Annotated in this window: 24 protein-coding genes and 1 tRNA gene; 18 read left to right on the forward strand and 7 right to left on the reverse strand. The window is 64.5% G+C overall.

The features are described from left to right. Positions 1-18: 18 nt before the first annotated feature. From AC0MAZ_RS20100 to AC0MAZ_RS20125, 6 genes are all read left to right on the forward strand, one after another. The gene (locus AC0MAZ_RS20100; RefSeq protein WP_475858938.1) at positions 19-762 is read left to right on the forward strand and encodes a DUF6708 domain-containing protein; all 744 of its coding nucleotides are present in this window, start codon (positions 19-21) and stop codon (positions 760-762) included. An 88-nt stretch (positions 763-850) separates the two neighbouring features. Further along, on the forward strand, positions 851-1204 hold the full coding sequence (locus AC0MAZ_RS20105; protein WP_475858939.1) for a hypothetical protein: 354 nt from the start codon (positions 851-853) through the stop codon (positions 1202-1204). Beyond that, positions 1186-2406: a hypothetical protein gene (locus tag AC0MAZ_RS20110; protein ID WP_475858940.1), complete on the forward strand. Its 1221-nt coding sequence runs from the start codon at positions 1186-1188 to the stop codon at positions 2404-2406. Before AC0MAZ_RS20105 ends, AC0MAZ_RS20110 begins: the two co-directional genes overlap by 19 nt. 2 nt (positions 2407-2408) lie before the next feature. Beyond that, on the forward strand, positions 2409-3212 hold the full coding sequence (locus AC0MAZ_RS20115; RefSeq protein WP_475858941.1) for a DUF6708 domain-containing protein: 804 nt from the start codon (positions 2409-2411) through the stop codon (positions 3210-3212). A 255-nt stretch (positions 3213-3467) separates the two neighbouring features. Beyond that, positions 3468-4118, forward strand: a complete 651-nt coding sequence (locus AC0MAZ_RS20120; RefSeq protein ID WP_475858942.1) for a DUF6708 domain-containing protein — start codon at positions 3468-3470, stop codon at positions 4116-4118. Continuing rightward, on the forward strand, positions 4115-4372 hold the full coding sequence (locus AC0MAZ_RS20125) for a PAAR domain-containing protein (protein ID WP_475858943.1): 258 nt from the start codon (positions 4115-4117) through the stop codon (positions 4370-4372). Before AC0MAZ_RS20120 ends, AC0MAZ_RS20125 begins: the two co-directional genes overlap by 4 nt. Positions 4373-4596: 224 nt before the next feature. Here AC0MAZ_RS20125 and AC0MAZ_RS20130 read toward each other — a convergent pair. The 5 genes from AC0MAZ_RS20130 to AC0MAZ_RS20150 all read right to left on the reverse strand — a co-directional run bounded on the left by AC0MAZ_RS20130 (position 4597) and on the right by AC0MAZ_RS20150 (position 8257). Continuing rightward, positions 4597-4672: transfer RNA gene (locus tag AC0MAZ_RS20130), tRNA-Gly, on the reverse strand. Between the two features lie 64 nt (positions 4673-4736). Further along, a complete protein-coding gene (pgsA, locus tag AC0MAZ_RS20135; RefSeq protein ID WP_028692524.1) occupies positions 4737-5297 on the reverse strand; it encodes a CDP-diacylglycerol--glycerol-3-phosphate 3-phosphatidyltransferase in 561 nt (186 codons plus the stop codon). Positions 5298-5330: 33 nt separating this feature from the next. Continuing rightward, positions 5331-7154, reverse strand: a complete 1824-nt coding sequence (gene uvrC / locus AC0MAZ_RS20140) for an excinuclease ABC subunit UvrC (protein ID WP_475858944.1) — start codon at positions 7152-7154, stop codon at positions 5331-5333. Between the two features lie 11 nt (positions 7155-7165). Then, positions 7166-7804 carry a response regulator transcription factor GacA gene (gacA, locus tag AC0MAZ_RS20145; RefSeq protein WP_028692526.1) on the reverse strand — a complete coding sequence of 213 codons (639 nt, stop codon included), beginning with the start codon at positions 7802-7804 and terminating at the stop codon, positions 7166-7168. Positions 7805-7867: 63 nt separating this feature from the next. After that, positions 7868-8257, reverse strand: coding sequence for a helix-turn-helix domain-containing protein (locus tag AC0MAZ_RS20150; protein WP_028692527.1), 390 nt, complete (start codon positions 8255-8257; stop codon positions 7868-7870). A 568-nt stretch (positions 8258-8825) separates the two neighbouring features. Here AC0MAZ_RS20150 and AC0MAZ_RS20155 point away from each other — a divergent pair. From AC0MAZ_RS20155 to AC0MAZ_RS20205, 11 genes are all read left to right on the forward strand, one after another. After that, on the forward strand, positions 8826-10133 hold the full coding sequence (locus AC0MAZ_RS20155) for a nucleotide sugar dehydrogenase (protein WP_203652077.1): 1308 nt from the start codon (positions 8826-8828) through the stop codon (positions 10131-10133). A 96-nt stretch (positions 10134-10229) separates the two neighbouring features. Then, positions 10230-11720 carry a glycosyltransferase gene (locus AC0MAZ_RS20160; RefSeq protein ID WP_475861469.1) on the forward strand — a complete coding sequence of 497 codons (1491 nt, stop codon included), beginning with the start codon at positions 10230-10232 and terminating at the stop codon, positions 11718-11720. A gap of 16 nt (positions 11721-11736) precedes the next feature. Further along, entirely contained in the window at positions 11737-12900 is a 1164-nt protein-coding gene (locus AC0MAZ_RS20165; protein ID WP_203652072.1) for a PilZ domain-containing protein, read from the forward strand. A gap of 9 nt (positions 12901-12909) precedes the next feature. Beyond that, positions 12910-14358: an SEL1-like repeat protein gene (locus AC0MAZ_RS20170; RefSeq protein ID WP_232857042.1), complete on the forward strand. Its 1449-nt coding sequence runs from the start codon at positions 12910-12912 to the stop codon at positions 14356-14358. After that, entirely contained in the window at positions 14355-15800 is a 1446-nt protein-coding gene (locus tag AC0MAZ_RS20175; protein ID WP_203652068.1) for an alginate export family protein, read from the forward strand. The genes AC0MAZ_RS20170 and AC0MAZ_RS20175 overlap by 4 nt, the downstream gene beginning before the upstream one ends. A 12-nt stretch (positions 15801-15812) precedes the next feature. Beyond that, positions 15813-17240 (forward strand): MBOAT family O-acyltransferase, encoded by a 1428-nt coding sequence (locus AC0MAZ_RS20180; protein WP_232857039.1) that lies wholly within the window; start codon positions 15813-15815, stop codon positions 17238-17240. A 156-nt stretch (positions 17241-17396) separates the two neighbouring features. After that, positions 17397-18491, forward strand: coding sequence for an alginate O-acetyltransferase (locus AC0MAZ_RS20185; RefSeq protein ID WP_203652064.1), 1095 nt, complete (start codon positions 17397-17399; stop codon positions 18489-18491). A gap of 18 nt (positions 18492-18509) precedes the next feature. Further along, positions 18510-19139, forward strand: coding sequence for an alginate O-acetyltransferase AlgF (locus tag AC0MAZ_RS20190; RefSeq protein WP_203652062.1), 630 nt, complete (start codon positions 18510-18512; stop codon positions 19137-19139). A gap of 30 nt (positions 19140-19169) precedes the next feature. Next, positions 19170-20564, forward strand: a complete 1395-nt coding sequence (locus AC0MAZ_RS20195) for an alginate O-acetyltransferase AlgX-related protein (protein WP_475858945.1) — start codon at positions 19170-19172, stop codon at positions 20562-20564. A 95-nt stretch (positions 20565-20659) separates the two neighbouring features. Then, complete coding sequence (locus AC0MAZ_RS20200; RefSeq protein ID WP_475858946.1) at positions 20660-21721, forward strand: polysaccharide lyase; 1062 nt, start codon at positions 20660-20662, stop codon at positions 21719-21721. Positions 21722-21735: 14 nt separating this feature from the next. Further along, a complete protein-coding gene (locus AC0MAZ_RS20205; RefSeq protein ID WP_475858947.1) occupies positions 21736-23169 on the forward strand; it encodes a right-handed parallel beta-helix repeat-containing protein in 1434 nt (477 codons plus the stop codon). 141 nt (positions 23170-23310) lie between these two features. Here AC0MAZ_RS20205 and AC0MAZ_RS20210 read toward each other — a convergent pair whose 3' ends face one another. Then, complete coding sequence (locus AC0MAZ_RS20210) at positions 23311-23742, reverse strand: GNAT family N-acetyltransferase (RefSeq protein ID WP_234562613.1); 432 nt, start codon at positions 23740-23742, stop codon at positions 23311-23313. Next, a complete protein-coding gene (locus AC0MAZ_RS20215) occupies positions 23732-24118 on the reverse strand; it encodes a DUF488 domain-containing protein (protein WP_186714710.1) in 387 nt (128 codons plus the stop codon). The genes AC0MAZ_RS20210 and AC0MAZ_RS20215 overlap by 11 nt, the downstream gene beginning before the upstream one ends. Before the next feature lie 131 nt (positions 24119-24249). On the opposite strand from AC0MAZ_RS20215, the gene AC0MAZ_RS20220 reads away from it, so the two are divergent. Continuing rightward, on the forward strand, positions 24250-25866 hold the full coding sequence (locus AC0MAZ_RS20220; protein ID WP_475858948.1) for an inorganic phosphate transporter: 1617 nt from the start codon (positions 24250-24252) through the stop codon (positions 25864-25866). Positions 25867-25921 lie beyond the last annotated feature (55 nt).

Raw genomic sequence — 25921 nt, forward strand, 5'->3', positions numbered from 1 at the left:
CGCTTCTCACGCTTGGAAATGTTCACGTCACGCCATTTGTTGATACGTTTCAACCGCACCACCCAACAGGTTTACCTCCACCGCCCTGCCTACTGCGGTGGAGTCGTCACGCTTCCGTGGAGCGGCGTATCGTCCAGTGGTTCTGATAAAAAATCTTCCATAGCAAGTGGTGTGGGTATCCCCCTAGCGCTCATATGGTCACCCGCGTTCACCGGCACGCTGCGTCCGGAATTGGTCTGGGTAGGCAAATCCGCCAACAATTTCGCGGAGCTTCAAGCCGAATGGGAGTTCATCCGTCGCTTCATGGATGAGGGCCCAGAGGGGCTACCGCGCCCCCACATCACCTCGCACTTCCCTTGGCCTTGGCAAGCCTTCACGCCTCAATTCGAAGGCCTGACCCACTACTTCCGCAATTCCTCCCGCGTCCTCAAATGCGGCCTGCTGCTGCTGTCTCCTGCCTTCCTGATCATCGGAACAGGCCACTGGGCGAGTCTCCTGCTGTGCTGGAAACCTCGATGGCCCAGGATCATCCGTGAAGCCGGCCTGCCGGGAAAACCCGTCCCGGCAGTGACCACCGTTGACGATTACCCACCCCATATCCAGGAGAGACTGCGGGAGAACGCCTACCTCTGGACTATACGCCCAGGCAAACGACCGGAGAGGAAACCCCGTGTCTCTAAACGTCGGCCCAAAAGCCAAAGTCAAACTCCCAATATTGAGAAGGATGCGCCCCATGAGGTCGACAGTATCGATCAGCCGTAGAGATCAGCCTGATCTCAGTCGCCATGGAGGACGTAGCATCCTGGGGACGATCGCTTACCCAGTAACGGCTTCCGCCGGCGCCCGGCAGATGATCGGCTACGTGCACAGCGCGGCGCTGCTGCGTTTCGCCGGGCAGCACATGACGCAGCTCGTCGTGCCGCTCAGGGCAGGCGAATACCTGAAGCTGCTCAACGAAGGCCTGCAGGCGCGCACCGATGCACTGCTGGGCCAGCTGGACCAGGCCTTTCGCAAACCCGCCGCGCACAAGGTCAACGCCATGCTGCTCAGCGGCGCCATCACCGCGGCAGTGTCCGGCAAGCACGGCAAGGTCGTGGAACTGGTGCTCTGGACCATGGAAAGCGCCGAGGACGTGCAGGCCCGGTTGCAGAACCTGCAAGCGCGGGTACTGGTGCTGGCGAGGCCTTGCGCAGCGTGCGCATAGGGGCAGACAGCCTGCAATACCAGGCCGCCCACAGCCTGCGCCTGCTCAGCCTGAGCGCGGACCAGACCCGCGCCCTGGCCCGTGAGGCCATGGGCAACCTGCGCAGTGGCTTGTCTGGCCTGGGGCCGGGCCGCGCGGACTTGATGTTGAGCCTGGGTGGGTTGTGGTTCCAGCAGGACAGCCTGCGCAGGAATCATGACGCGCTGAACGCGATCCCGGGCAATGCGGAGGCCGAAGCGTTGGCGGCGGTCTGGTCGTCGTCCATTGGGGTTTTGGGCTTGAGTATTGAGGCGACAGGGAAAGCGATCGAGATATTGCGGCCTGCCCGGGTCGGCGTGACAGCGGGCTCGACATTGATGCGGGGGACGCAGCTTGTGAAGTATGGTGGTGCAATCGCTGCTGCGGCCGGATTTGCCGATAGTGCCAACTATGTATTCGCAGCTCAACGGACAGGTGCACAAGGCGATGACTCATCCAGAAGTTTATATAATAAGGCAGCGCTATCCGCACTTTTCTCAGCAGTTGCAGGGGCAAGTACGCTCCTATTTGGCACTGCTTTCCTAGGGCCTGTCGGGATAGCAGTAATACTTGCACTCTCGGCCTATACACTTGCCGCGGCCGCCAAGAAAAAAGAGTCCTCTCCACTGGAAATCTGGGCACGCCAATCCAGGTGGGGGCTGCCGGCGTCACATCGTGAATGGCAGGCCGCAGAAGACAATGACAACGCTATAGGTGCTCTCAATGCAGCCCTATTGGGTATCACTGCGCACGCTTCAATAGATATAACATTCAAAGAAACACACCCTCCGAAAACGATAGAGCCGTTCGTCACACTGAGGGACAACTTCTCGGTTCCACTCGAAACACGCCTGAACTACACAATCACCATTCCTAATTTTACTCACGAACGGGCAAGATACGAATGGACACTGGTAGTTTATTCACCGGGCAGAAACACTGTACCGACCGTGTACTCCGGAGACAGCGACAAGGCAAAAACCGAGTTATATGAAAGTACCGGTAGCCCAGAGGATAGCTCTCAACAAGTAAAGACTATAAGAATAGAAGGAAGTACACCAACTGCAGACTTCAAAACCATCGACGCCTTTGAGTTAACTGTCAGCTATTGGCCTGACAAGGACGACACCACAAACCTCGCAAGATTAGTAAAAAAACAAGACAAACTGGACTCGAGGAGCTAAAAGTGAAAAGACCTACCCTGATTCCTCCATGCCCAAGCTGGAAAGAGGACTTCAATCTTCCAAACGAGCTCACTCATGCCGAACCCGTCCCCGAGCTAATAAACGCAAACTATCAAGACAATATCTACCTGGAAATATCCCGACATTCAATAACCATGAGAGAGCTACTACTATTATTAGCAATAGCGAGCCTTTTCGGCTTCGCCGTAGCCGCACACCTAACAATAGAAAGCATTACAGACCAGCAATACAGCCTAATCCCAATTGATGCTATCTTTCTAATCATTGGCATTTGGCAATCAACATCATTCACACGCTCAATCCGTCTCACCCCACGTGATGAGCCCATCAGATTCAACCGTGTCCGCCAAAAAATTTACGCCTACAACTTCAATTTCTGTTGGTGGAACCCCTTCATTCCATGGCCAATAAAAATCGTCAGCTACGACTGGAAGGATGTACGCGCAGAACGCTGGAGAAAACAAGCCGTAACCCACCAAGGCTCGCACCTCGTAAAGACAGGGATCATGCTGTCCATCGTGGAACCAGGCACCAATAACATTATCGACCGATTCCCATTGAACAACGAATACGGTGAAGCATCAATTTGGGCCTATATATGCACTTACATGCAACATGGCCTCTCCGCTGTCCCTCCCGCCCCGCTCAATAGAGATCACAACGATATCCTCTGGTGCCAATTCGCCATGCGTCTGGCGCCAGAGGTCAAGTGGCCTGAGGTGATTGATCACGAGTCGCGAACCAGCCCACAGTCCGTTCCACCTGTAAAGGTAGCGTTGTCATGACGCATGCTTTTGATCAGATCTTCAGTTACTGGCTCGACAAGGGTAATACCGCAGATCTAGTCCCCTGCGAAAAAAACAACTGAACACGACGAGACAACCATGAAGAATAGGCCTACCCTAGCGCCTCCATGCCCAGGCTGGAAGGAAGACTTCAATCTCCCAAATGACCCTCCCAACATAGAGCTCTGTTCCGAACTCTTGAGTACAAACCATCAAGACGACACCTATCTGGAGACATCCCGAAGCTCGATCATCATGCGTGAACTACTGCTCGCGTGCGCATTGATCAACAGCCCATTTCTCATGCTGGCCGCCGGCCTAATAATTAATAGCGCAATACATAACCAGCACAACCTCATCTTACTAAAGCTGGCCATCCTATTATTAGCAACCTGCCAGACAGCATCATTCCTACGCATGATCCGCCTCACCCCGCGCGATGAACCCATACGTTTCAACCGTGCACGCCAAAAAATCTATGCTTACAATTTCACATACTGCTGGTGGAATCCTTTCATTCCATGGCCAATAAAAACCGTCAGCTACGACTGGAAAGATGTCCGCGCAGAGCGTTGGAGAAAACAAGCCGTAACTCACCAAGGCTCACACCTCGTAAAAACGGGGATCATGCTGTCCATCGTGGAACCAGGCACCAACAACGTCATCGACCGGTTCCCTTTGACCAACCTGGTTGGTGATGAGTCAGTTTGGACCTATATCTGCACTTACATGCAACATGGCCTCTCCGCTGTCCCTCCCGCCCCGCTCAATAGAGATCACAACGATCTCCTCTGGTGCCAATTCGCCATGCGTCTGGCACCAAAGGTCAAGTGGCCAGAAGCAATAGACCACGAATCACGAACGGCCCCAAAAACCGCTCCACTTGCCCAGGTAGAGTCGCCATGAAGCCTGTCGTCCTCATCGGCCATCGCCACCTTTGTCCTCTCCACGGGGAAGGCACCGTCATCAGCGGCGCGGGCAGTGCCTCAGTGAATGGTCGTGCAATCGCACGCATAGGGGATGAACTCAGTTGCGGTGCGGTCATCGAGACTGGTGCCGCGCATACACTCATTGAGGGCAGTCCTGCGGCGCGCCAGGGAGACAAGACAAGCCACGGCGGGACACTGATAGAAGGTGAACCCGCCTGGCTGATCGAATAGGGCTAGCTAGAGTCGCCGAGCATTATCATGGCGGACGCCACGCATGCGCCCTGCGTGTAAAGAGGGAGATTGCCACCGAGAACAGATAACCCGGCCACAATCAGATGCCCACTGTGGCCGGCCCAAATACTGAAATGAACCTGCAACCACCAAATCCCAGGCACAAAAAAAGAGGCCTTTCGGCCTCTTCTTTGTGATCCCAGCGACGCACTGTGGATCGAATTTGGAGCGGGAAACGAGACTCGAACTCGCGACCCCGACCTTGGCAAGGTCGTGCTCTACCAACTGAGCTATTCCCGCGTCGTGATGGGTGCCATTCTAGCGATTTCCAGAACGGCGTCAACCCCTTGATTCAAAAAAACTTTTACTTCTGCTCCGAACCTTCGCGCAGGTGCGGCCAGGCGGCCAGCAGGTAGTGCACCATCGAGATCAGGGTCAGGCCCGCCGCCACCAGCAGCAGCCCATAGCCCAGCACCACCCAGAAGGTCAGCAGCGGCGGGTTGGCCAGCAGGATCACCAGCGCCAGCATCTGCGCGGCGGTCTTCCACTTGCCCAGGTTCGACACCGCCACGTGGGCGCGGGCGCCGAGCTCGGCCATCCACTCGCGCAGCGCCGAGACGACGATCTCGCGGCCGATGATCACCGCCGCCGGCAGCGTCAGCCAGAAGTTGGCGTGCACCTGCACCAGCAGGACCAGGGCCACGGCGACCATCAGCTTGTCGGCCACCGGGTCGAGGAAGGCGCCGAACGGGGTGCTCTGCTGCAACCGACGCGCCAGGTAGCCGTCGAGCCAGTCGGTGGCGGCGGCGATGGCGAACACCGTGCTGGCGGCCATGTAGCTCCAGTGATAGGGCACATAGAACAGCAGGATGAAGATCGGGATGAGCAGGACGCGTAGAACGGTGAGCAGGTTTGGAATATTCATCGGTACGACTGGCTGCGAGTTGAACCCGGCATTCTACTCGCTATGCAGGCTGGCATAAATCGACTCGGCAAGCTTTTTACTGATGCCGGGGGCTTTGGCGATCTCGTCGACACTGGCGCGGTTGAGCTCCTGCAGGCCGCCGAAATGTTTCAGCAGGTCGCGACGGCGCTTGGGGCCGACCCCGGCGACGTCCTCCAGGCTCGAGGTGCGCCGGGCCTTGCCGCGCCGGGCGCGGTGGCCGGTGATGGCGAAGCGGTGGGCTTCGTCGCGGATCTGCTGGATCAGGTGCAGGGCCGGCGAGTCGCCCTTGAGGGTGAACTCGTGGGCCACGTCGTTCAGGTACAGGGTCTCGAAACCGGCCTTGCGGGTCACGCCCTTGGCCACCCCCAGCAGCGTCAGGTCAGCAAAGCCCAGTTCCTGCATCACGTCGCGGGCCATGTTCAGCTGGCCCTTGCCGCCGTCCACCAGCAGCACGTCAGGTAGCTTGCCCTCGCCGTCCTTGATCCGCCCATAGCGGCGCTGCAAGGCCTGGTGCATGGCCGCGTAGTCGTCGCCAGCGGTGACGCCTTCGATGTTGAAGCGGCGGTAGTCGGACTTGAGCGGGCCTTCGGGGCCGAACACCACGCAGCTGGCCACGGTGGCCTCGCCGCTGGAGTGGCTGATGTCGTAGCACTCCAGGCGCTGCGGCACCTCGTCCAGGTCGAGCACCTGGGCCAGCGCCTCGAAGCGCGCGGCCATGTGCTGGCGGTTGGCCAGGCGGGCATTGAGGGCCTGCTCGGCGTTGGTCACCGCCAGCTGCTGCCAGCGCGCGCGGGTGCCGCGCACCCGATGGCTGATGCTGATTTCGCGGCCGCGCAGGGTCTGCAGCGCCTCGCTGATGGCGGCGAAGTCGTCGTGCACCACGTTGACGATCAGCTCGTCCGGCAGCTCGCGCTCGGCGTTGCCCAGGTAGTACTGGGACAGGAACGCGGCCATGACCTCGGCCACCTCCTCCTCAATGCCCACCTGGGGGAAGAAGTTCTTGCTGCCCAGCACCCGGCCGCCACGCACGCTGATCAGGTGCACGCAGGCGCCGCCCGGGTTGACGAAGGCCGCCACCACGTCGACGTCGCCGGAGCCGCCCTCCATGTACTGCTGGTCCTGGACCCGGCGCAGCAGGGCGATCTGGTCGCGCAGCTCGGCGGCCTTCTCGAAGTTCAGGGCCATGGCGGCCTTTTCCATCTCGGCGCTGAGCTCGTTGCCCAGCTGCTGGCTGCGGCCTTCGAGGAACATCACCGAGTGGCGCACGTCCTCGGCGTACTCCTCGGCGGCGACCAGCCCCACGCACGGCCCCTTGCAGCGTTTGATCTGGTACTGCAGGCACGGGCGGGTGCGGTTGGCGTAGTAGCTGTCCTCGCACTGGCGCACCGAGAACGCCTTCTGCAACAGGCTCAGGCTCTCGCGGATGGCACCGGCGCTGGGGTACGGGCCGAAATAGCGGCCCTTGGCCTTCTTCGCGCCGCGGTGGATGCCCAGGCGCGGGAATTCGCCGTCAGACAAGAATACGTACGGGTAGGACTTATCGTCGCGCAGCAGGATGTTGTAGGGCGGTCGCCATTCCTTGATCAGCGTCTGCTCGAGCAGCAGCGCCTCGGTCTCGTTGGCGGTGATGGTGGTTTCGACCTGGGCGATGCGCCCCACCAGGGCAGCCGTCTTCGGCGCCAGCCCGGTCTTGCGGAAATAGCTGGCCAGGCGCTTCTTGAGGTTCTTGGCCTTGCCCACGTACAGCAGCCGGGCTTCGGCGTCGAACATCCGGTACACGCCCGGGCGACCGCTGCAGGTCGCCAGGAACGCGCTTGCATCAAAAGGTTGTGACATGAGGTGTGTGCTTACAGACTTGCGTCGACCATACCGTGGCGGACAGCCAGCAAGGTCAGTTCGACGTCGCTGGTGACCGAGAGTTTTTCGAAGATTCGATAACGGTAAGTATTGACGGTCTTGGGGGACAGACACAACTTGTCAGAGATGATCTGCACCTTCTGGCAGCCGACAATCATCAGCGCAATCTGGATTTCCCGCTCGGACAGCGCGTCGAACGGCGAGCCCTGCGGCTGGAACGACTTGAGCGCCAGCTGCTGGGCGATCTGCGGGCTGATGTAGCGCTGGCCGGCGAAGGCCAGGCGGATTGCCTGGACCATTTCGTCGAGCCCGGCGCCCTTGGTGAGGTAGCCCGCGGCACCCGCCTGCAACAGGCGGGTGGGGAACGGGTCTTCCTCGCACACGGTCACCGCGACCACCTTGATGTCCGGATGGCTGCGCAACAGCTTGCGCGTGGCTTCCAGACCACCGATCCCTGGCATCTTCACGTCCATCAGGACCACGTCCGGCTTGAGCTCGCGGGCCAGCTTGAGGGCGGACTCGCCAGAGTCCGCCTCCCCCACCACCTGCAGCCCGTCGATGTCGGCCAGCATGCGTGTGATGCCGGTACGCACCAGATCGTGATCGTCGACCACCAGGACCCTAATCAAGCAGACACCTCGTCAGTGGGGCGATTGGATCCCGCCACCTTAACAAAATTTTTCACAACGAACCTAGCGCAAAGCGTCATGGAAATATGCCTGCCGGTCAGGCCGCCGAATACGCAGCACTTGTGCCCCGCCCTCCTCGCCCGCCAGGCGGTTGAGCAGGTGCCAGACCGCGGCCTGGTCGGCCGAGGGCAGGCGGCGGAACGCGTCGAGCAGACGGTTTTCGTCGGACGTGAGGCTGTCCAGCGGCGCGGGGGTGTGCACGCCGCTCAGCACATAGAGCGCATCGACGCCCTTGCTGGCGACCGCCGCGAGGTAGTCCATGCGCGGCGTGCGTTCGCCGCTCTCGTATTTGCCCTGGGCGTTGGGCTCGACGCCACCGATGTCGCCAAAGATACGCTGGGTCAGCCCCAGGCGTTCGCGCTCTTCTCTGAGTCGCGGACCGAATCCGTTCATCTGCTTGCCTCCTTTGCATGAATGGAAGAAGGGTGCATCCCGCACCCGAGTGAATGCCTGCGCAGTCGTCCGGCACTATGCCAATTGGATCCAATCCTTGCAAGCCATCATTGCGCCACAGTCGGACGTCTGGGGGACATGGACGCGCCCGACGACAGACGAAAATAGCACTTCCAAGAATAAGAAAAATCACCCAAATCAGTAAAAAAGCGCACATCGAAGCGCGACTGAAACGGTGGAAAAAGTGGCGAAAAGCGCCATTTTGGCGTCATTTTATCGTCACAAACAAGCGCATCTATTTTTTGACGCCCAACTTTTATCTAACTTTAAGTCATTGTTTTATAAGTAATTTTCAACTTTCTCACAGGAAATTTAGAATTTATCAAAACAACAACACAACAAAGCTTGCCGAACTATCAGAAAACTCCTTAGGATGTAAAAAGACCACCAAGAAACAGCCTGCATCGCTATATATCTAGCGCGGCCTGATCCTGCGCGTCTGGCATTTTCAAAACTTCTGAACTGAGTATCTCGGCCGGCCTTGCGCCGCGCCTGGGGAGAGGGATCTATGAACATCAGTATCTTCGGACTTGGCTATGTGGGAGCGGTCTGCGCCGGCTGCCTGTCGGCACGCGGACACCAGGTACTGGGGGTGGACGTCGCCCAGGCGAAGATCGACATGATCAACCAGGGCCGCTCGCCCATCGTCGAGCCGGGCCTGGAACAGCTGCTGCTCGACGGCGTGCGCCAGGGCCGCCTGCGCGGCACCACCGATGTCCAGGCGGCGATCCTGGCCACCGAGCTGTCGCTGCTGTGCGTCGGCACGCCGAGCAAGGCCAACGGCGACCTCGACCTGGTGTACATGGAAGCGGTGTGCCGGGAGATCGGCGCGGCCCTGCGCGACAAGGCCAGCCGCCACACCGTGGTGGTGCGCAGCACGGTGCTGCCGGGCACGGTGAAGAACGTGGTCATCCCGCTCCTCGAGCAGGCCTCGGGCAAGCAGGCCGGCCGCGATTTCGGCGTGGCGGTCAACCCGGAATTCCTGCGTGAAAGCACGGCGATCCAGGACTACGACTTCCCGGCCATGACCGTGATCGGCGAACTCGACAGCCAGTCCGGCGATCTGCTCGCCACGCTGTATACAGGCCTCGACGCCCCGGTGATCCGCAAATCGATCGAGGTCGCCGAGCTGATCAAGTACACCTGCAATGTCTGGCACGCCACCAAGGTCAGCTTCGCCAACGAGATCGGCAACATAGCCAAGGCCTCGGGGGTCGATGGCCGCGAAGTGATGGACGTGGTCTGCCAGGACTACAAGCTCAACCTGTCGCGCTACTACCTGCGCCCGGGCTTCGCCTTCGGCGGCTCGTGCCTGCCCAAGGACGTGCGCGCCCTCACCTACCGCGCCAGCCAGCTGGACGTGGCGCACCCGCTGCTGGCCTCGATCATGGACAGCAACCGCAACCAGGTACAGAACGCCTTCGACCTGGTGACCCGGGCCGGCAAGCGCCGCATCGCCCTGCTCGGGCTGGCCTTCAAGGCCAACAGCGACGACCTGCGCGAAAGCCCGCTGGTAACCCTGGCCGAGCAGCTGATCGGCAAGGGCTACGACCTGCGCATCTTCGACGCCAACGTCGACCACGCCCGCCAGTTCGGCGCCAACCGCCAGTACATCGAGCAGCAGATCCCCCACGTCAGCGCCCTGCTGCGCAGCGACCTGCAGCAGGTGATCGACGAGGCCGAGGTGATCGTGCTGGGCAACAACGACGAGCGCTTCGTCCAGGCCCTGGACGTCGGCAACGGCAAGCAGGTGATCGACCTGGTCGGCTTCATGGCCGGCAGCAGCGACGCCCAACGCCACGGCATCTGCTGGTAAGGCACGCCGCCGCCCGCCGTTACGGCGGGCCCCGACCCAAGGAGCTACAACGCCATGGAACGACAGCAACAGCGGCCTTTCGCGGCCCCGGGGTATATGCGCGCGGCGGCCAGCTTCTGCGCCTGGACGCTGCTCGCCGGGCTGATCGCCCTGGCCGCGCAGATGGTCGCGCCACAGTACCTGGACCCGAACCACCACCTGTTCATCTTCATCATTGGCACCCTGGGCATGTGGCGCTACGGCAACGCCATCGTCCACTACCTGCGCGGCATGTACTTCCTGCACTGGCGCTTCCCGCGCCTGCGCCGCCAGGTCGAGCGCCTGGGTGACGCGGCCTTGCCGTCGCACATGTTCATGGTGGTGACCAGCTTTCGCATCCCCACCCACACCACCTTCAAGGTGTACCAGTCGGTGTTCCAGGAGGTGCAGCGGCTGAAGGTGCCGTGCACGGTAATCGCCTCGATCGTCGAGAAGGGCGACGAGCAGTTCATCAAGGACATCATGCGCGACGAGGTGCGGGGCCGCGACGATATCGGCCTGGTGATCGTCCGCGCCCGCGGCACCGGCAAGCGCGATGGCCTGGCCCACGCCTTCCGCGCGCTGTCGCGGCAGATGCCGCTGGACGAGGCGGTGGTCGGCGTGGTCGACGGCGACACCATGATGCTGCCCGGCTGCGTCGAGCGGGCGGTCAAGCTGTTCGCCGTGCTGCCCGACGTCGGCGGCCTGACCACCAACGAGTTCTGCCAGGTCGAGGGCAGTCGCTGGATGCGCCAGTGGCACTCGATGCGTTTCGTCCAACGGCATATCAACATGTGCTCGATGGCCCTGTCGCACCGGGTGCTGACCCTCACCGGGCGGCTGTCGTTCTTCCGCGCCGGGGTGATGACCGACCCGGATTTCATCCGCGACGTCGAGGCGGATTTTCTCGAACACTGGCGCCTGGGCCGCTTCCAGTTCCTCACCGGCGACGACAAGTCGAGCTGGCTGAGCCTGATGCGCGCCGGCTGGGACACCTTCTACGTGCCCGACAGCCACACCCTGACCGTCGAGCACCCGCCCAGCGACAGCTTCTGGGTGGCCACCCGCCAGCTGATGTTCCGCTGGTACGGCAACTCGCTGCGCCAGAACTTCCGCGCCACCGCCCTGCTCGGCCGCGCGCGCCTGGGGCTGTTCACCCTGTACGTGCTGCTCGACCAGCGGGTGTCGATGTGGACCTGCCTGATGGGCCTGACCGGCTCGGTGGTCGCCGGCCTGGTGTTCGGCATCCAGTACCTGCTGGTGTACCTGTTCTGGGTGCTGGTCTCGCGCAGCCTGGTGACGGTGCTGTTCGTCTTCGCCGGGCACCCGGTCAGCCCGATGTACCCGTTCGTTCTCTATTACAACCAGATCGTCGGTTCGCTGATGAAGGTCTACGCGATGTTCCACATGGACCAGCAACGCTGGACGCGGCAGAAGACCACCCTGGCCACCGGCAGCGTCGACTTCGACGCCGGCCTCAACCGCTGGTCCTCGAAGGCGATGCTGTGCTCCTCGATCGCCATCTTCTTCGGGGTCATCACCGTTCTTCTGGAACTCTCGCAACGTTAAGGAAAGGCGCCTGCACATGAGTACTTCGAATACCCCGGCGGCCCCGGGCACGACCACGGCCAACATCGTCCACGAAGCCATCGACGAGCGTCAGTACGTGCGCACCCGCATGCACGCCCGGGTGCGCCTGTCCGGTGTCGGCCGCGAACCGTTCGAGGCCGACCTGGCCGACATCTCGCTGGGCGGCATCGGCCTGCTGCACGAGGCGCCGCTGACCGTCGGCGCGCTGTACGACGCCTCGATCCAGCTGCGCCTGAACCAGGTGGACCTGTCGATCGACGGCAAGGTGCGCATCGTCTCCCAGCGCGGCAAGGAGGTCGGCGCGCAGTTCGTCGACCTCGACGCGCAGAAGCGCGACATCCTGCGCTACCTGATCAGCGCCTACCTGTCGGGCGAAGTCGCCGACATAAACGGCCTGTTCAACGTGATGCAGCGCGAGAACTACATCAAGGCGCGCAAGCACCAGCAGGCCAGCGCCCGCACCCCGGCCGAGCGCCTCAAGGCCGTGGCCGGCACCGCGCTGTACGCCGCCGCCGGCCTGGCCGCGCTGGGCTTCGTCGGCTACAAGGGCTACCTGCTGTTCTTCCGCGTCCCGGCGCTGCAGGCCACGGTGGCCGGCAATGCCCAGGTCATCAGCATGCCGGACAACGGCTACGTGAAGTACCTGCTGCCGGCCGGCGCCAGCGAGGTGCAGGCCGGCCAGCCGCTGGCGAACATCTCCACCCAGCTGGCCACCAGCTTCACCAGCCCGGCGGACATGAAGGCCCTGGCCGACCTCGCCCCGGGCGACCTGCAGGCGCTGCTGGGGCGCGCCAGCGTCGAGACGGTGATCAACAGCCCGTGCGACTGCCAGGTCTGGTACCCGTCGCCGCCGCTGGACGGCTATGGCTACAAGGCGGCGCCGATGATGCACCTGCTGCCGAAGCACGAGGGCTTGTTCGTGCGCGCCAACGTGCCGTTCGACAAGCTCGCCGATGTCGGCCGCGTGCGCTCGGTGGACATGCAGGTGTTCGGCCTCGACCAGCACTTCAGCGGCAAGGTGGTCGACGCCCGCTCCGACGAGCTGAACCACAACCTGGCCCTGACCATCCAGCCGGACAGCCCGCTGCCGGCAGCGGCCTACCAGAAGGCCGTGGCGGTCGACCTGTACCTGGGCCTGCCGTTCGGCAGCGGCAACTGAGGGCCGGTCATGATCGCCAAGAACGCCCCGCGCCTGTTGCTGGCCGGCCTCGGCCTGGCCTGGGCCGGCAGCGGCTGGGCCGGGCAGAGCCTGGAGCAGATCCGCTACGCGCTGTACAAGGACCCGAGCGCCGATGTCACGAGCGACCTGCGCGCCCTCGCCGAGCGTGGCGACCTGGCCTCCAAGCAGCTGCTCGGCGATGTGCTGGCCAACAGCGACAGTGCCAACCGCCAGGACATCGTGAGCCTGTACCAGGAGGCCTTCGCCGACGGCCACGGCCAGATCCCGGCGCTGGCCTCGCTGGCGCGCCTGCTCGACCGCACCCCGCGCCTGCAGCGCAGTCACGAAGCCTGGGTGCGTCAGGCCCTGGCCCGCTACCCCAACGACCGTGATCCGCGCAGCACCAGCACCAGCCTGGAGGTGTTCCTGGTCTATCCGCAGCTGTTCCCCGGCGAGCGCGCCGCCGAACTGCTGGCGCTGTACGAACAGAGCTGCCTGCTCAACTGTCGCCCTGAGCTGTACCGCGCCGTGGTCGCCGAGCGCCAGGGCGACAGCGCCGCAGCCGAGCGCTGGTACCAGCAGGCGGCGCGCATCGACCCACGCGGCATCGAGCGCTACTACCGCTTCCTCGGCGAGCGCCAGGACCCGGCCTTCCTCGCCTTCGCCCGCAGCCTGGAGCCGGAGATGGCCAGCCTGCCGGTGGAGGTCGTGCAGCGCATCGGCGCGCTGCTGGACAGCATCCACGGCACCACCCGCGCCGAGCTGGACGCCGAGCGCGAACAGCGCCTGAGCCGCGCCATGGGCCCCAAGGTCGAGCCGACGCCCGAGCAACTGGCCCGCGACAAGGCCAACGACCAGTTGCGCGCCGACGGCATCGCCGAGGCCCAGCGCTGGCTGGACAACGCCGTCGCCCGTGGCTACCTGCCGGCGCAGGTGTCCAAGGCCAACTTCATGATCTCCAACCCCACCGAGCACAACGCCGAGCAGACCCAGGCGCTGATCGCCCAGGTGCGGGCCAAGGACCCGACCCGGGCCAAGGCGCTGGATGCGGCGTTCTACATGGTCAACAACTGGCTGACCCTGGATCCGCAAAAGTCCCAGGCGCTGATCGACGAGCTGATCACCGCCCGTTATCCCGACGCGCAGCTGCTGCTGGGCGACCTGTACAGCAAGGGCGGCCTCGACCAGCCCGACCAGGAGCGTGCCCTGGCCATCTGGCAGCGGCAGGCCGAGCAGGGCTCGACCGCGGCCTGGTACCGCATGGCCACCGTGCACCTGCGCGGCCGGGCCATCTGCCACGACCCGGTCAAGGCCTACACCTATGCGCGCATCGCCCTCGACCTGGGCGAGACCCGCGCCCGCGGCCTGATCAAACGGCTGGACAAGACCTTGCCCAAGGATGACATCGAGCGCGCCCTGGCCGCGCGCAACGATCTGTTGAAGGAGGCCACCCTGTGAAAGCCCACCCACCCCTGCTCGGCGCCCTGCTCGCCCTGGCGCCCCTGACGGTGCTGGCGGCCGAGGAAGTCACCGGCCCCGAGGCCGACAGCAACGCGCCTGTGCGCGTCGCGGCCGTTGACGGCAGCGAGCCGCTGATCACCTCGGAGTTCTTCAACAAGCTCACCGTGCAGACCGGCTACGGGCCGCAGGACTCCCAGGTCGGCCGCGACCGCGAAAGCTTCTACAGCCTGCGCTACGAGCCGTCGTTCGCCTGGTACTCGCCGGAAAAACGCTGGGCCAAATGGATGGTCTATGGTCGCCTGTGGCTGAACTACGACTCCAGCCAGTCGAGCAACCTGGCCAACGAGTCGACCAACAACAATGAGCGCGAGCAACCCGAGGGCTGGTACGCCGAGCTGCGCGAGCTGTACGTCAAGCGCAACCTGATCGGCGACGACCCGCGCTTCTCGCTGTCGTTCGGTCGTCAGCGCTTCTACGACGACTACGGCATCTGGTGGGACGACAGCCTGGAGTCGCTGCGATTCAACTACCAGGATACCTTCAGCGATGCCTTCGTCGCGGTCGGGCAGAAATTTCGCAACTACAACACCGACGTCAATTCGCTGGCCGCCAGCGAAGCGCGCACGCTGTACCTGATGGGCCAGTACGCCTATCGCTGGAGCCCGAACAACCAGGTCGGCGTGCGCCTGATGCAGGAGAACGACCGCAGTGGCCACGACGCCGACGACCGCTACGACTTCAAGGGTTGGCGCTACGGACTGTTCTTCAAGGGCGACAACCTGCCGCTGGCCAGCGACTACCACCTGGAACTGGCGGCGCTGGACGGCACGATGGACAACACCGCCGGCAACGGTGTCACCAGCACCGGCCACGGCAGCCGCGGCTGGGCGGCGCTGGGCGAGGTCGGCAAGCGTTTCGAGACCTTGCCCTGGACCCCGCGCCTGGCCCTGCGCGGCGGCCTGACCGACAAGCCGGACGACGACAACGACGGCTTCCGGCTCAACCCGATCCAGTCCGACCGCATCACCCGCCAGGGCTCGTACAGCACGCGCCTGACCAGCTCGTTCGTCGCCCTCGACCTGCGCAACCTGAGCTACTACGGCGTCGCCCTGGAGACCCGGCCCACGGCGCGCAGCGCCCTGGACCTGCGGGTGACCCAGCTCAACCTGCGCGACGAAGGCGGCGCCCTGCCGATCCGCATGGCCGCCGATGCCCGCGCCCGGCGCCAGAGCGAACTGAACGCCGGCCGGCACGGCAAGGGCGACAACGTCGGCCAGATGATCGACCTCAACTACTACTGGAAGATGTTCCCGGTAGCCCTCGACGGCAAGCACCTGGACGTCAACACCCTGGTCAGCGCCAGCTACCTCAACGCAGGCAGCGCGCTGGACACCGGCGACGACTACCAGCTGAGTGTCGGCGTGGTGATCAGTTACTAAGGACCGGCCAGCATGATCTTCGCCTCCAACGTCTTCCTGTTCCTCTACCTGCCGCTGTTCCTGGCCATCTACTACCTGGCCCGGCCACAGTGGCGCTCGCTGGTGATCGTCGCCGCCAGCTACGTGTTCTACGCCTGGTGGCGCCCGGACTTTTTGCTGCTGTTCGTCGCCATCACCGCCTGGAACTACGGCTTCGGCCTGTTCATCAAGGCGCGCCTGGACGCCGGCGACAAACGCCGTGCCCTGCGCCTGCTGTGGCTCGGCGTGGCCGGTAACCTGGCCACGCTCGGCTACTTCAAGTACGCCAACTTCGGCGCCGAGGTGCTGGCCCTGCTGCTGGCGCCGCTGGGCATCAACACCTGGACCCTGGAGAACATCTTCCTGCCGCTGGGCATCTCGTTCTACGTGTTCCATGCCCTGAGCTACATCGTCGACATCTACCGCAAGGACGCCACGCCCACTCGCAGCTTCATCGACTTCGCCGCCTTCGTCGCGCTGTTCCCGCACCTGGTGGCGGGGCCGATCCTGCGCTACAGCCAGCTCGCGCCGCAGCTGCGCCAGCGCAGCCACTCGCTGGAGCTGTTCTCGCTGGGGGTGTGCCGCTTCATGCTCGGTTTCATCATGAAGGTGCTGATCGCCGACCGCCTGGCGCCGATCAACGTGCTGTTCGTCGGCGAAGGCACCCTGCAGTTCAGCGATGCCTGGTTCGGCCTGGTGGTCTCGACCCTGCAGCTGTACTTCGACTTCGCCGGCTACAGCCACATGGCCCTGGGCCTGGCCTTGATGATGGGGTTCCGCTTCCCGGAAAACTTCAACCAGCCCTATGTGTCGCAGAGCATCACCGAGTTCTGGTCGCGCTGGCACATGACCCTGGCGCATTTCCTGCGCGATTACGTGTACCTGCCGCTGGTGCGCAAGCGCGTGGCCGGCGCCCTGCCGGCGCTGGTGTGGACCATGCTGCTGTCGGGCCTGTGGCACGGCGCCAGTTTCGCCTTCATCTGCTGGGGGCTGTTCTTCGGCATCGGCATGGTGCTGGAGCGCAGGTTCAACCTGGCGACCAAGGTCACCACGCCCTATCACCTGGGCCGCAACCTGCGCACCGCGCTGCTGATCATCCTGAGCATGCCGCTGTTCTTCACCATGGACCTGCGCCACAGCCTGCAGATCTACCAGGCGCTGCTGGGCTTCAACGGTTTCGGTTCGCTGGAGCTCTACGTGCTTGGCGCCTCGAGGATGGCCATGGCCTTCGCCCTGGTGGCAATCGCCTGGCTGATCCTGGCCGGGATCAACAACGTGCGCTTCTACGCCGGCAACAAGGAAGGCTACTTCATGCGTCACGTCGGTGTGCTGCACAGCCTGCTGCTGTGGGGCGGCTTCCTGCTGGCGCTGAGCAGCCTGGCGGCCAGTTCGTTCTCGCCGTTCCTGTATTTCCAGTTCTAGGGCAAGGCTTGAGATGCCCCCTGCAGGAGCGGGCTTGCCCCGCGAACACCGGCGCAGCCGGTGCCATGCACCGCGTCGCCTTGATCGCGGGGCAAGCCCGCTCCTACAGGGGGACGTGTCGATCAATGAATCAACTAACTGTTCCGTGGAAATGCCATGTACCCAGTGATGAATTCGGCCGGCAAGGCCAACGGTGTGGTCTTCGCCCTGGCGCTGGCGGCGATGTTCGTCTATTCGCTGCCGCCGGTGCTGAGCTTTGCCCGTGCCCAGACCGACAGCTGGAACCTGTTCGTCGACGGCAAGCTGCTGCGCAAGTTCGAACAGGTCTACGACAAGCGCCTGTTCCTGCGCGAGCCCTCGCAACGACTGTGGGCCGACGCCCAGTTCCAGCTGTTCGGCGAGGGCACCAAGGGCGTGGTGCTGGGCAAGGACGGTTGGCTCTACACCAACCAGGAATACCGCGTGCCCAACGACCTGGACGCCAGCCTGGCGAGCCAGCTGGAGCAGATCGTCAAGGTCCAGAGGCAACTGGCCGAGCACGGCAAGCACCTGGTGCTGCTGCCGCTGCCGATGAAGCTGGATATCTACGCCAACCACGCCGAGCACGCCTTCGATCCGCGGGTGCACAGCCTCTACGACCGCTTCGTCGCCGACCTGCAGCTACGCCGGCTGGACGTGGTGCCGTTGCGCGACGCCTACCTGCGCAACCTGGCCGGCCCACGGCTGTTCCTCAAGTCCGACACCCACTGGAGCCCGGACGGCGCGCGCCTGTCGGCCTACGAACTGGCCCGCCAGCGCCCGCAGTTGCTCGGCGACCAGGTGTACGTGTCGCGCAAGGCCGGCGACAAGACGGTCAAGGGCGACCTGATGAACTACCTGCAGTTCGACCACGCCCGCCTGGCGCCGCAGTTCGGCCCTAACCCGATCGAGCTGTACGAGACCCTCCAGGCCGACCAGGACAGCGACGCGCTGTTCGCCGAGCAGACGCAGAGCCTGCTGCTGGTGGGCACCAGCTACAGCAAGATCGACGACTGGAACTTCGTCGGGTTCCTCAAGGAGGCGCTCAACCGCGACCTGTTGTCCATCGCCGTGGAGGCCCGCGGGCCGTTCGAGGCGATGAACCAGTTTCTCGCCGGCGACCAGTTGCAGAACCCGCAGATCGACACCGTGGTCTGGGAGTTCCCCCTGCGCACCCTGTTGGCCCATCGTCCCGGCGCGCTGGCCCGCAGCGCCCAGCCCGGGCATTTCTGACGTCCCTAGGAGAACCTGATGAAGCTTTCGCCCCTGTTCACCGCCCTGGCCCTGACCTGTGCCAGCCACGCCGCCCTGGCCGCCGAAGGCAATGCCGACCTGTACGACGCCGTGGCCCCGGCCGATTCTGCGTTCGTGCGTGTGCTCAACCTGTCCGACGGCAACGTCGAGGTGGCCCTCAGCGGCAAGCTCAACCCGCAGAAGGTCGCCCCCGGCCAGCTCAGCGGCTACCGCTTCGTGCCGGCCGGCGTGCACAGGATCGGTATCGGCGCCAAGGCCATCGAACCGACCCTGGTGGCCAATGCCGCCAGCACCGTGGTCTACGACGGCAAGCAGCTGCAGTTGATCGCCGACCAGTACGTCAACGAGCCGAAGAAGGCCCAGGTGGCCTTCTACAACTTGACCCCGTCCCAGGCCACGCTGCGCACCGCCGACGGCAAGCACGAGGTGGTCAAGGCCCTGGCCAGCGGCCAGACCGGCGCGCGCATGGTCAACGAGATCAAGATCGACTTCGCCGCCTACGTCGGTGGCCAGGAAGTGGCCAGCTTCGATGAGCTGTTCCTCAAGAAGGGCCGCTCGTACAGCTATGTGCTGCTGCCAGGCAACCGCAGCCTGAGCCTGGCCAACAGCATCGACCCGACCGAGTGACGCCGTGCCGCACGCAAGGATGACTGGCCCATGAACACCCTCCTCCCCCTCGGCCTCGCGGCCACCCTGGCCCTGCTCGGCGCGCAGGCAAAGGCCGCCGAGCCCGTCCGGCCCGGCTGCGAAAACCTGCAGTGCATGGTCTGCCCGGCCCTGGCCGAACCGCAGCACTATGCCGAAGGGCGCATGAAGCTGATGCGCCAGATCGTCCCCGGCAAGGAGCGCTGGCTGTTCCGCTCGATGGTCGACCTGACCAACGACTTCGGCATTCCCGCGCCCATGCGCCCGGAGTTCGCCCGGCTGATGGACGCGTTCCACCGCCAGGGCATCCAGGTGGCCATGGCGATCCAGCCGACCCGCGGCCTTATGCACCGCGACAAGCTCTATGCCGAGCAACTGCACGGGTTCGACTACGGGCGCGCCAGCCGCAACCTCGACAGCTACCTGGGGCAGCTGCGCCAGGCCGGCGCGGTGGTGGCGCCGATGATGCAGCTGGTGCGCCAGCCGCCCAAGGGCGAGTACTTTTTCCGCCGCGACCACCACTGGACCCCGGCCGGCGCCGAGGCAACGGCCAGGCTCATGGCCGAGGAGATCCGCCGCCAGCCGTTCTACAACAGCCTGACCAAAAAGCGCTACAGCACCGAGCCCGGCGTGATGGTGCCCAAGGACGGCACCCTGAACCTGGCCCTGAGCTACATCTGCGGCAACAACTACGGTTTCCAGTACGTGCGCGGTTACCAGACCGTGCCGGTGGCCGACAGCAGCGACGCCCTGTTCGACGAAGCCCCCGATCCCGAGGTGATCCTGGTCGGCGACAGCAACGCGGCGGCCCGCGAGGACGAGAGCAAGCAGTTCAACTTCGACGGCTACCTGAAGCAGTACCTGGAAGCGGATGTACTCAACTACGCCCTGCCCGGCGTGGGCGAGGACGGCTCGCTGCTGGAGTACCTGCTGTCCGCCGACTACAAGCCCGAGGCGCCGCCCAAGCTGATCGTCTGGGAACTGCCGGCCAACTACCGCCTGGATTCGCCGTTGATGTACCGCCAGTTGGTGCCGGCGATACACGGCGGCTGCAAGGCGTCCAGGGAAATCCTTGGCACGAAATTGCAGCGTCCGCCACTCAAGGTCGGCGAGCGCATCGAACTGCTGAGCAATGCTGGTAGCGCCCGGCAGACCGTGTCCAACGGCTTTCTCGATATCCGCCTGAGCGACAGGAGCGTCAAGGACTTCTACCTCATCGTCTATTACGACAATGGCGCCCGCGACAAGGTGTGGTTCCGGCGTGAGGCCGCGGTAAGCGGCGGCCAGTACTACCTCGAACTGAGCAAGGCCCCCGAGTTCGCCGGCGCCAACCTGCTCTCGGTGTTCCTCGAACCGACCAAGGCCGGCACCGCCGCCACCGATGTGGAGACCCGCCTGTGCCTGTGAACCGCACCCACGCAATCCCTGTAGGAGCGGCCTTGCGCCGCGAAAGAGGCGCAAAGCGCCCCCACAGGTTCACGCTCACCCTGGCAGCCCTGGCCTTGCTCACCCCCACGGCCCACGCCGCGCAAACCATCTGGCCCGCCCGCGCCACCGCGCAATCGGCCATGATCGCCGACTACCGCACCCTCACCTGCAGCAAGGAAGCACCACCGCCCTACACCGCCAGCCTGCACCTGCAAAGCAAATACGACCCACGCGACGCCAGCAAATCCACCCTGCGCGCCAGCCCAGACGCCGACAGCGAGCGCGTCGCCCGGCAGATCAAGCAATTCGTCGGCGGCCTGATCCAGGCCGGCAAGCGCTTTCAGAACGCCAGCAAGCCGCAGCAGGCCAACATGGCCCTGGCCTGCCAGGACCAGTGGCTGGAACACTGGGCGCAAGCGGGCGCCCTGCTCGACCCGCACGCCAGCAACACCGGCATGGCCGCGCGCAAATGGGCCCTGGCGGCCATGGCCGGCGCGGTGCTGCTGACCCAGGCCGCGGCCGACGGCAAGGCGCAACTCAGCCCCGCGCAACGTCACTGGTTCACCCAGCTCGGCGAGCAGGTGATCCGCGAATACGACCCGCGCCGCCAGTCCACCACGGTCTATTTCAACAACCACGACTACTGGGCCGCCTGGGCGGTGGCCGCCGCCGGCATGCTGGTGGGCCGCGACGACTTCATCCGCTGGGCCGACGGCAACCTGCGCCGGGGCCTGGCCCAGGCCGTGCGCAGTGGCGACCAGGCTTACCTGCCGCTGGAAGTGGCACGCAGCAGGCTGGCCGCCAACTACAGCCAGTACGCCCTGGTGCCGCTGGTGCTGCTCGGCGAGTCGGCCCGGGCCAACGGCCTGGCCTGGAGCGAGGACGACCAGCGTACCCTCGACCAGCTGGCCACCTTCGCCGCCCGCAGCGTGCTCGCCCCGGACTCCCTGCCCCAGCTCAAGGGCCAGCGCCAGGCCGACGTCGCGCCCTACAAGCTGGCCTGGCTGATACCGTTCCTGGCCCGCCGGCCCGGGCATGCCCTCGCCCGCCAGCTGTACGACAGTGAAGACGGCGAGGTGGACAACTACAGCCAGATCGGCGGCCCGCTCAAGCCGGCCTACCCCAACCTGCCTTGATCAAGGACGCACCCATGGCACCGTTCAGCCGCTTTTCCCTCACCTGCCTGGCCGCCCTGCTGCTGGCGACGACCGCCCAGGCCGCGCCGGTGATGGACACCCTGCCCCAGGCGCAGTATCAGCAGCAGCTGGAGCAACTGCGCCACCAGGCCCGCCAGGCGGTGACCTTCGAGCAGGCGCGCCGCCCGCCACCCGCGGGCCGCGCCAGTGTCAGCCTGCAACCGATGTTCTCGTCCCAGGCCGGCAGCTGGCCGTTCGAGCCGTTCGTCAACAACGGCCTGTTCCGCGCCATAGCCGGCTACCAGGCGCATCACCCGCAGGCCGTGGTGCTGCGCGGTGGCAGCATCACCCTGGCGCAGCTGCACGATGCGCTGCACGACCCACGGGTCCTCAAGCGCTACAAGGACGGCTACCTGCTCAGCTACCCGTTGATGATCGGCGCCGATGCCGGGCTGCTGCTGGAGGGCACGAGCCTCTACCTGTACAGCTACTCCGGCACCGCGCTGATCAACCAGGGCTGGCTGGGGCTGAACCAATCGACGCTGGAGAGCGTCGCTGGCGACAAGCCCGGCAACACCAACCGCGCCTGGCGGCCCTTCGTGGTGTCCTGGGCTGGCAGCCATACCCAGGTGATCGGCTCGACGCTCAAACGCCTGGGCTACAACACCAACCTGTCCCGTGGTCTGAGCACCGCGCTCAGCACCCAGCAGCCGTCCAGCACGCGTCCGGCCACGCTGCTGGTGGAGGCCAGTCATTTCAGCGAGCTGTCCAGCGCGGTGGAGCTGCAGCACAGCCAGGCGACCATCATCGACAACCGCTTCGAAGGCTCGCAGCAGTACGCCATCGACGCCCGCGACAGCCAGTTGAGCCTGCGTGGCAACCAGCTGCGCGGCGTCGACAATAACAGCGGCGTGCGCCTGCGTGGCCAGACCCGGGCTTTGGTCGAAAACAACCTGATCCTCGGCGCCGCCAAGGCCGCCATCGAGATCAGCGACCAGCGCGGCGCCGTGCTGCTGGCCGGCAACCGCATCGGCGACAGCCGTGGCCATGGCATCCAGCTGCGCAACCTCGCGCCGACGACCGAAGCCCCGCTGCTGATCGACGACAACCTGCTGGCCAGCAGCCAAGGCAGCGCCGTGGATGCCAGCGAGGTCACGGCCCTGACCCTGGTGGGCAACCGTATCGGCAACACCCCGGAGTACGCCGTCAGCCTGCGCAACGCCACGCCGCAGCCCGGGCCGCTGGTGATCAGCGGCAACCGCCTGGGGCAGGTGGGCAAGGCGGTGGTGCGGGTCGAGGGCGTGCGCGAGGTCGAACTGGGAGGCAATCGCTTCGATGGCAAGGCGCTGCTGCAGAACCTGCTGGCCGGCGACCTGCTGGCGTTGCAGGGGCCGGTGCTGGAGGCGATGCTGGTTCAGGGACAGATGGTCAGGGTGCGCCAGGACTGAAATACACCGCCCCTTGTAGGAGCGGCCTTGTGCCGCGAAAGGGGCGCGGAGCGGCCCCAGGATTTGAGCGTTAAAGCAAAGATCGCCGGGGCCGCGTTGCGGCCCTTTCGCGGCACAAGGCCGCTCCTACACAGGATCGCGTCAGGGTGCCGGGCGCTGCATCCGCACAAAGCACTCGTCCATCCCGACCTCGACGAACCCACGGCGCTGGTACAGGCGCCGCGCCGGATTGCTGCTGAACACCATCAACCGCAGCCAGGGCAACCCACGCTGCGCGGTCCAGCCGGCCAACTGCTCCAGCACCCAGCCTCCCACGCCCCGGCCGCGCTGCTCGGGCAACAGGTGCAGCTCGCGGATGTACAGCGCCTGACGGTCCTGGCTCAGGCTGCAAAAGCCCAACACCCGGTCGTCCTCGATCACCAGCCACTGTTCGCGCCAGCCCCAGGCTTCGTCGAAGGCTTCCTCGATCCACAACAGATCGAATTCACGGTAATACGGCAGCATGGCGCGGCGCGTGAGGTCACGGGCAAACGTCAGGTGTTCGTCGCTGGCAGGAATCAGTTCAAGGGGCATAGCACACCGGCGAACTGGCCGGGCCACGGCGTTCCAGTTCGTCCTCCAGCCACCGGGCCAGGACCTGGGCGTTGTTGTGCTCGGTGTCCTTGCCGGCGTACAGCAAGGTCAGGTCGCCTTTGCCAGCCAGGTCCAGCAGCGGGTACCAGTGCTCGGGGTGAGCGGCCAGTTCCTGCTGGTAGCGCTGGGTAAAACCGGCAAAGTCGAACTCGCCGGCGTGAAACGCCTTGCGCAATGCGTCGGACGGCGCCACTTCGCGCAGCCACTGCCCGTGCAGGTCTTCCTTGCGCGTGTTGCGCGGCCACAGGCGGTCGACCAGCACACGTTGGCCATCGCTCGCCATGACGGGATCGTACACCCGCTTGCAACAGATCATCGGAAACTCGCTTGGCAATTGCGTGGTGCCTTCTAGACTAGAGGTTCCGTTGACCGAGGTCACGCGGGAGTAACAGATTGTTTCTAGGATAGGAAACCTTCCCCTCTCCGTCGAAGCCCCCCGGAGCCATCATGACAACTCCCTTGCTGGTCAGCCAGGACGCGCTGCCCAAGCTCGACTCCCGCCCCCACCTGTCCCACCGTCCCGGACGCGCCACCCTCACCCTGTTCTTCGGCCTGCTGCTGGCCGGCCTGGCCTACACCTTCTGGAGCCTCAAGCAGGATGTCAGCGCCAGCGGCACCGTGGTCACCACCGTCACCCCCTTCCTGCTGCTGGGCCTGGCCCTGCTGATCGCCCTGGGCTTCGAGTTCGTCAACGGCTTCCACGACACCGCCAACGCGGTGGCCACGGTGATCTACACCCATTCGTTGCCGGCGCCGGTGGCGGTGGTCTGGTCGGGGTTGTGCAACTTCCTCGGCGTGCTGCTCTCCAGCGGCGCGGTGGCCTTCGGCATCATCGCCCTGCTGCCAGTGGAGCTGATCCTGCAGGTCGGCTCGTCGACCGGCTTCGCCATGGTCTTCGCCCTGCTGCTGGCGGCGATCATCTGGAACCTCGGCACCTGGTGGCTGGGTCTGCCGGCGTCGTCCTCGCATACCCTGATCGGCTCGATCATCGGCGTGGGCGTGGCCAACGCGTTGATGCACGGACGCGACGGCACCAGCGGCGTGGACTGGACCCAAGCCAGCAAGGTCGGCTACGCCCTGCTGCTCTCGCCCCTGATCGGCTTCGCCTGCGCCGCCCTGCTGCTGCTCGCCCTGCGCGCGCTGGTCAAGCGCCGCGAGCTGTATCAGGCGCCAGAAGGCCAGACGCCGCCGCCCTGGTGGATTCGCGGCGTGCTGATCCTCACCTGCACCGGCGTGTCGTTCGCCCATGGCTCCAACGATGGTCAGAAAGGCATGGGCCTGATCATGCTGATCCTGGTCGGCACCCTGCCAATGGCCTATGCGCTGAACAAGACCATGCCCAACGAGCAGGCCCTGCAGTTCTCGGCGGTCGCCGAGGTCACCCGCCAGGCCCTGGTGCGCGCCGCGCCAGCCCCCGCACCGGCCGATCCGCGCCAGGTGCTGACCGCGTTCATCTCTGAGCCCAAGGCCAGCGCCGAGCTGGTCCCGGCGCTGGCCGCGCTGACTGGCATGATCGGCGAGGAAGTCAAAGGCTATGGTTCGCTCAAGCGCGTGCCGGCCGAGGCCATGGCCAACGTGCGCAACGACATGTACCTGACCAGCGAGGCCATCCGCCTGATCGACAAACACCAATTGGCCCACTACGACGCCGACACCACCCGCCATGTGCAGCTGTTCAAGCACCAGCTGGACGACGCCACCCGCTATATCCCGCTGTGGGTCAAGGTGGCGGTGGCCATCGCCCTGGGCCTGGGCACCATGGTCGGCTGGCGGCGCATCGTGGTGACGGTGGGCGAAAAGATCGGCAAGACCCACCTGAGCTATGCCCAGGGCGCTTCGGCCGAGGTGGTGGCGATGTGCACCATCGGCGCGGCGGACATGTTCGGCCTGCCGGTGTCGACCACTCACGTGCTGAGCTCGGGCGTGGCCGGGACCATGGTGGCCAATGGGTCGGGAATTCAACGCAAGACGCTGGTCAACCTGCTGATGGCCTGGGTATTGACCTTGCCGGCGGCGATGTTGCTGGCGGGTTGCCTGTACTGGTTGCTGAACCAGTTATTTTGAGCCATGCGTATTGCCTGTGGGAGCGGGTTTACCCGCGAATGCGATGGTGGCGCTG

The organism is Pseudomonas sp. A (genome assembly GCF_056270345.1).

Coding starts and splice junctions, on each gene's coding strand:
- AC0MAZ_RS20100 (WP_475858938.1), top strand. CDS start 19: ATGTTCACGTCACGCCATTTGTTGATACGTTTCAACCGCACCACCCAA.
- AC0MAZ_RS20105 (WP_475858939.1), top strand. CDS start 851: ATGATCGGCTACGTGCACAGCGCGGCGCTGCTGCGTTTCGCCGGGCAG.
- AC0MAZ_RS20120 (WP_475858942.1), top strand. CDS start 3,468: ATGCGTGAACTACTGCTCGCGTGCGCATTGATCAACAGCCCATTTCTC.
- AC0MAZ_RS20125 (WP_475858943.1), top strand. CDS start 4,115: ATGAAGCCTGTCGTCCTCATCGGCCATCGCCACCTTTGTCCTCTCCAC.
- pgsA (WP_028692524.1), bottom strand. CDS start 5,297: ATGAATATTCCAAACCTGCTCACCGTTCTACGCGTCCTGCTCATCCCG.
- uvrC (WP_475858944.1), bottom strand. CDS start 7,154: ATGTCACAACCTTTTGATGCAAGCGCGTTCCTGGCGACCTGCAGCGGT.
- AC0MAZ_RS20150 (WP_028692527.1), bottom strand. CDS start 8,257: ATGAACGGATTCGGTCCGCGACTCAGAGAAGAGCGCGAACGCCTGGGG.
- AC0MAZ_RS20155 (WP_203652077.1), top strand. CDS start 8,826: ATGAACATCAGTATCTTCGGACTTGGCTATGTGGGAGCGGTCTGCGCC.
- AC0MAZ_RS20160 (WP_475861469.1), top strand. CDS start 10,230: ATGCGCGCGGCGGCCAGCTTCTGCGCCTGGACGCTGCTCGCCGGGCTG.
- AC0MAZ_RS20165 (WP_203652072.1), top strand. CDS start 11,737: ATGAGTACTTCGAATACCCCGGCGGCCCCGGGCACGACCACGGCCAAC.
- AC0MAZ_RS20170 (WP_232857042.1), top strand. CDS start 12,910: ATGATCGCCAAGAACGCCCCGCGCCTGTTGCTGGCCGGCCTCGGCCTG.
- AC0MAZ_RS20180 (WP_232857039.1), top strand. CDS start 15,813: ATGATCTTCGCCTCCAACGTCTTCCTGTTCCTCTACCTGCCGCTGTTC.
- AC0MAZ_RS20185 (WP_203652064.1), top strand. CDS start 17,397: ATGTACCCAGTGATGAATTCGGCCGGCAAGGCCAACGGTGTGGTCTTC.
- AC0MAZ_RS20190 (WP_203652062.1), top strand. CDS start 18,510: ATGAAGCTTTCGCCCCTGTTCACCGCCCTGGCCCTGACCTGTGCCAGC.
- AC0MAZ_RS20195 (WP_475858945.1), top strand. CDS start 19,170: ATGAACACCCTCCTCCCCCTCGGCCTCGCGGCCACCCTGGCCCTGCTC.
- AC0MAZ_RS20205 (WP_475858947.1), top strand. CDS start 21,736: ATGGCACCGTTCAGCCGCTTTTCCCTCACCTGCCTGGCCGCCCTGCTG.
- AC0MAZ_RS20210 (WP_234562613.1), bottom strand. CDS start 23,742: ATGCCCCTTGAACTGATTCCTGCCAGCGACGAACACCTGACGTTTGCC.
- AC0MAZ_RS20215 (WP_186714710.1), bottom strand. CDS start 24,118: ATGATCTGTTGCAAGCGGGTGTACGATCCCGTCATGGCGAGCGATGGC.
- AC0MAZ_RS20220 (WP_475858948.1), top strand. CDS start 24,250: ATGACAACTCCCTTGCTGGTCAGCCAGGACGCGCTGCCCAAGCTCGAC.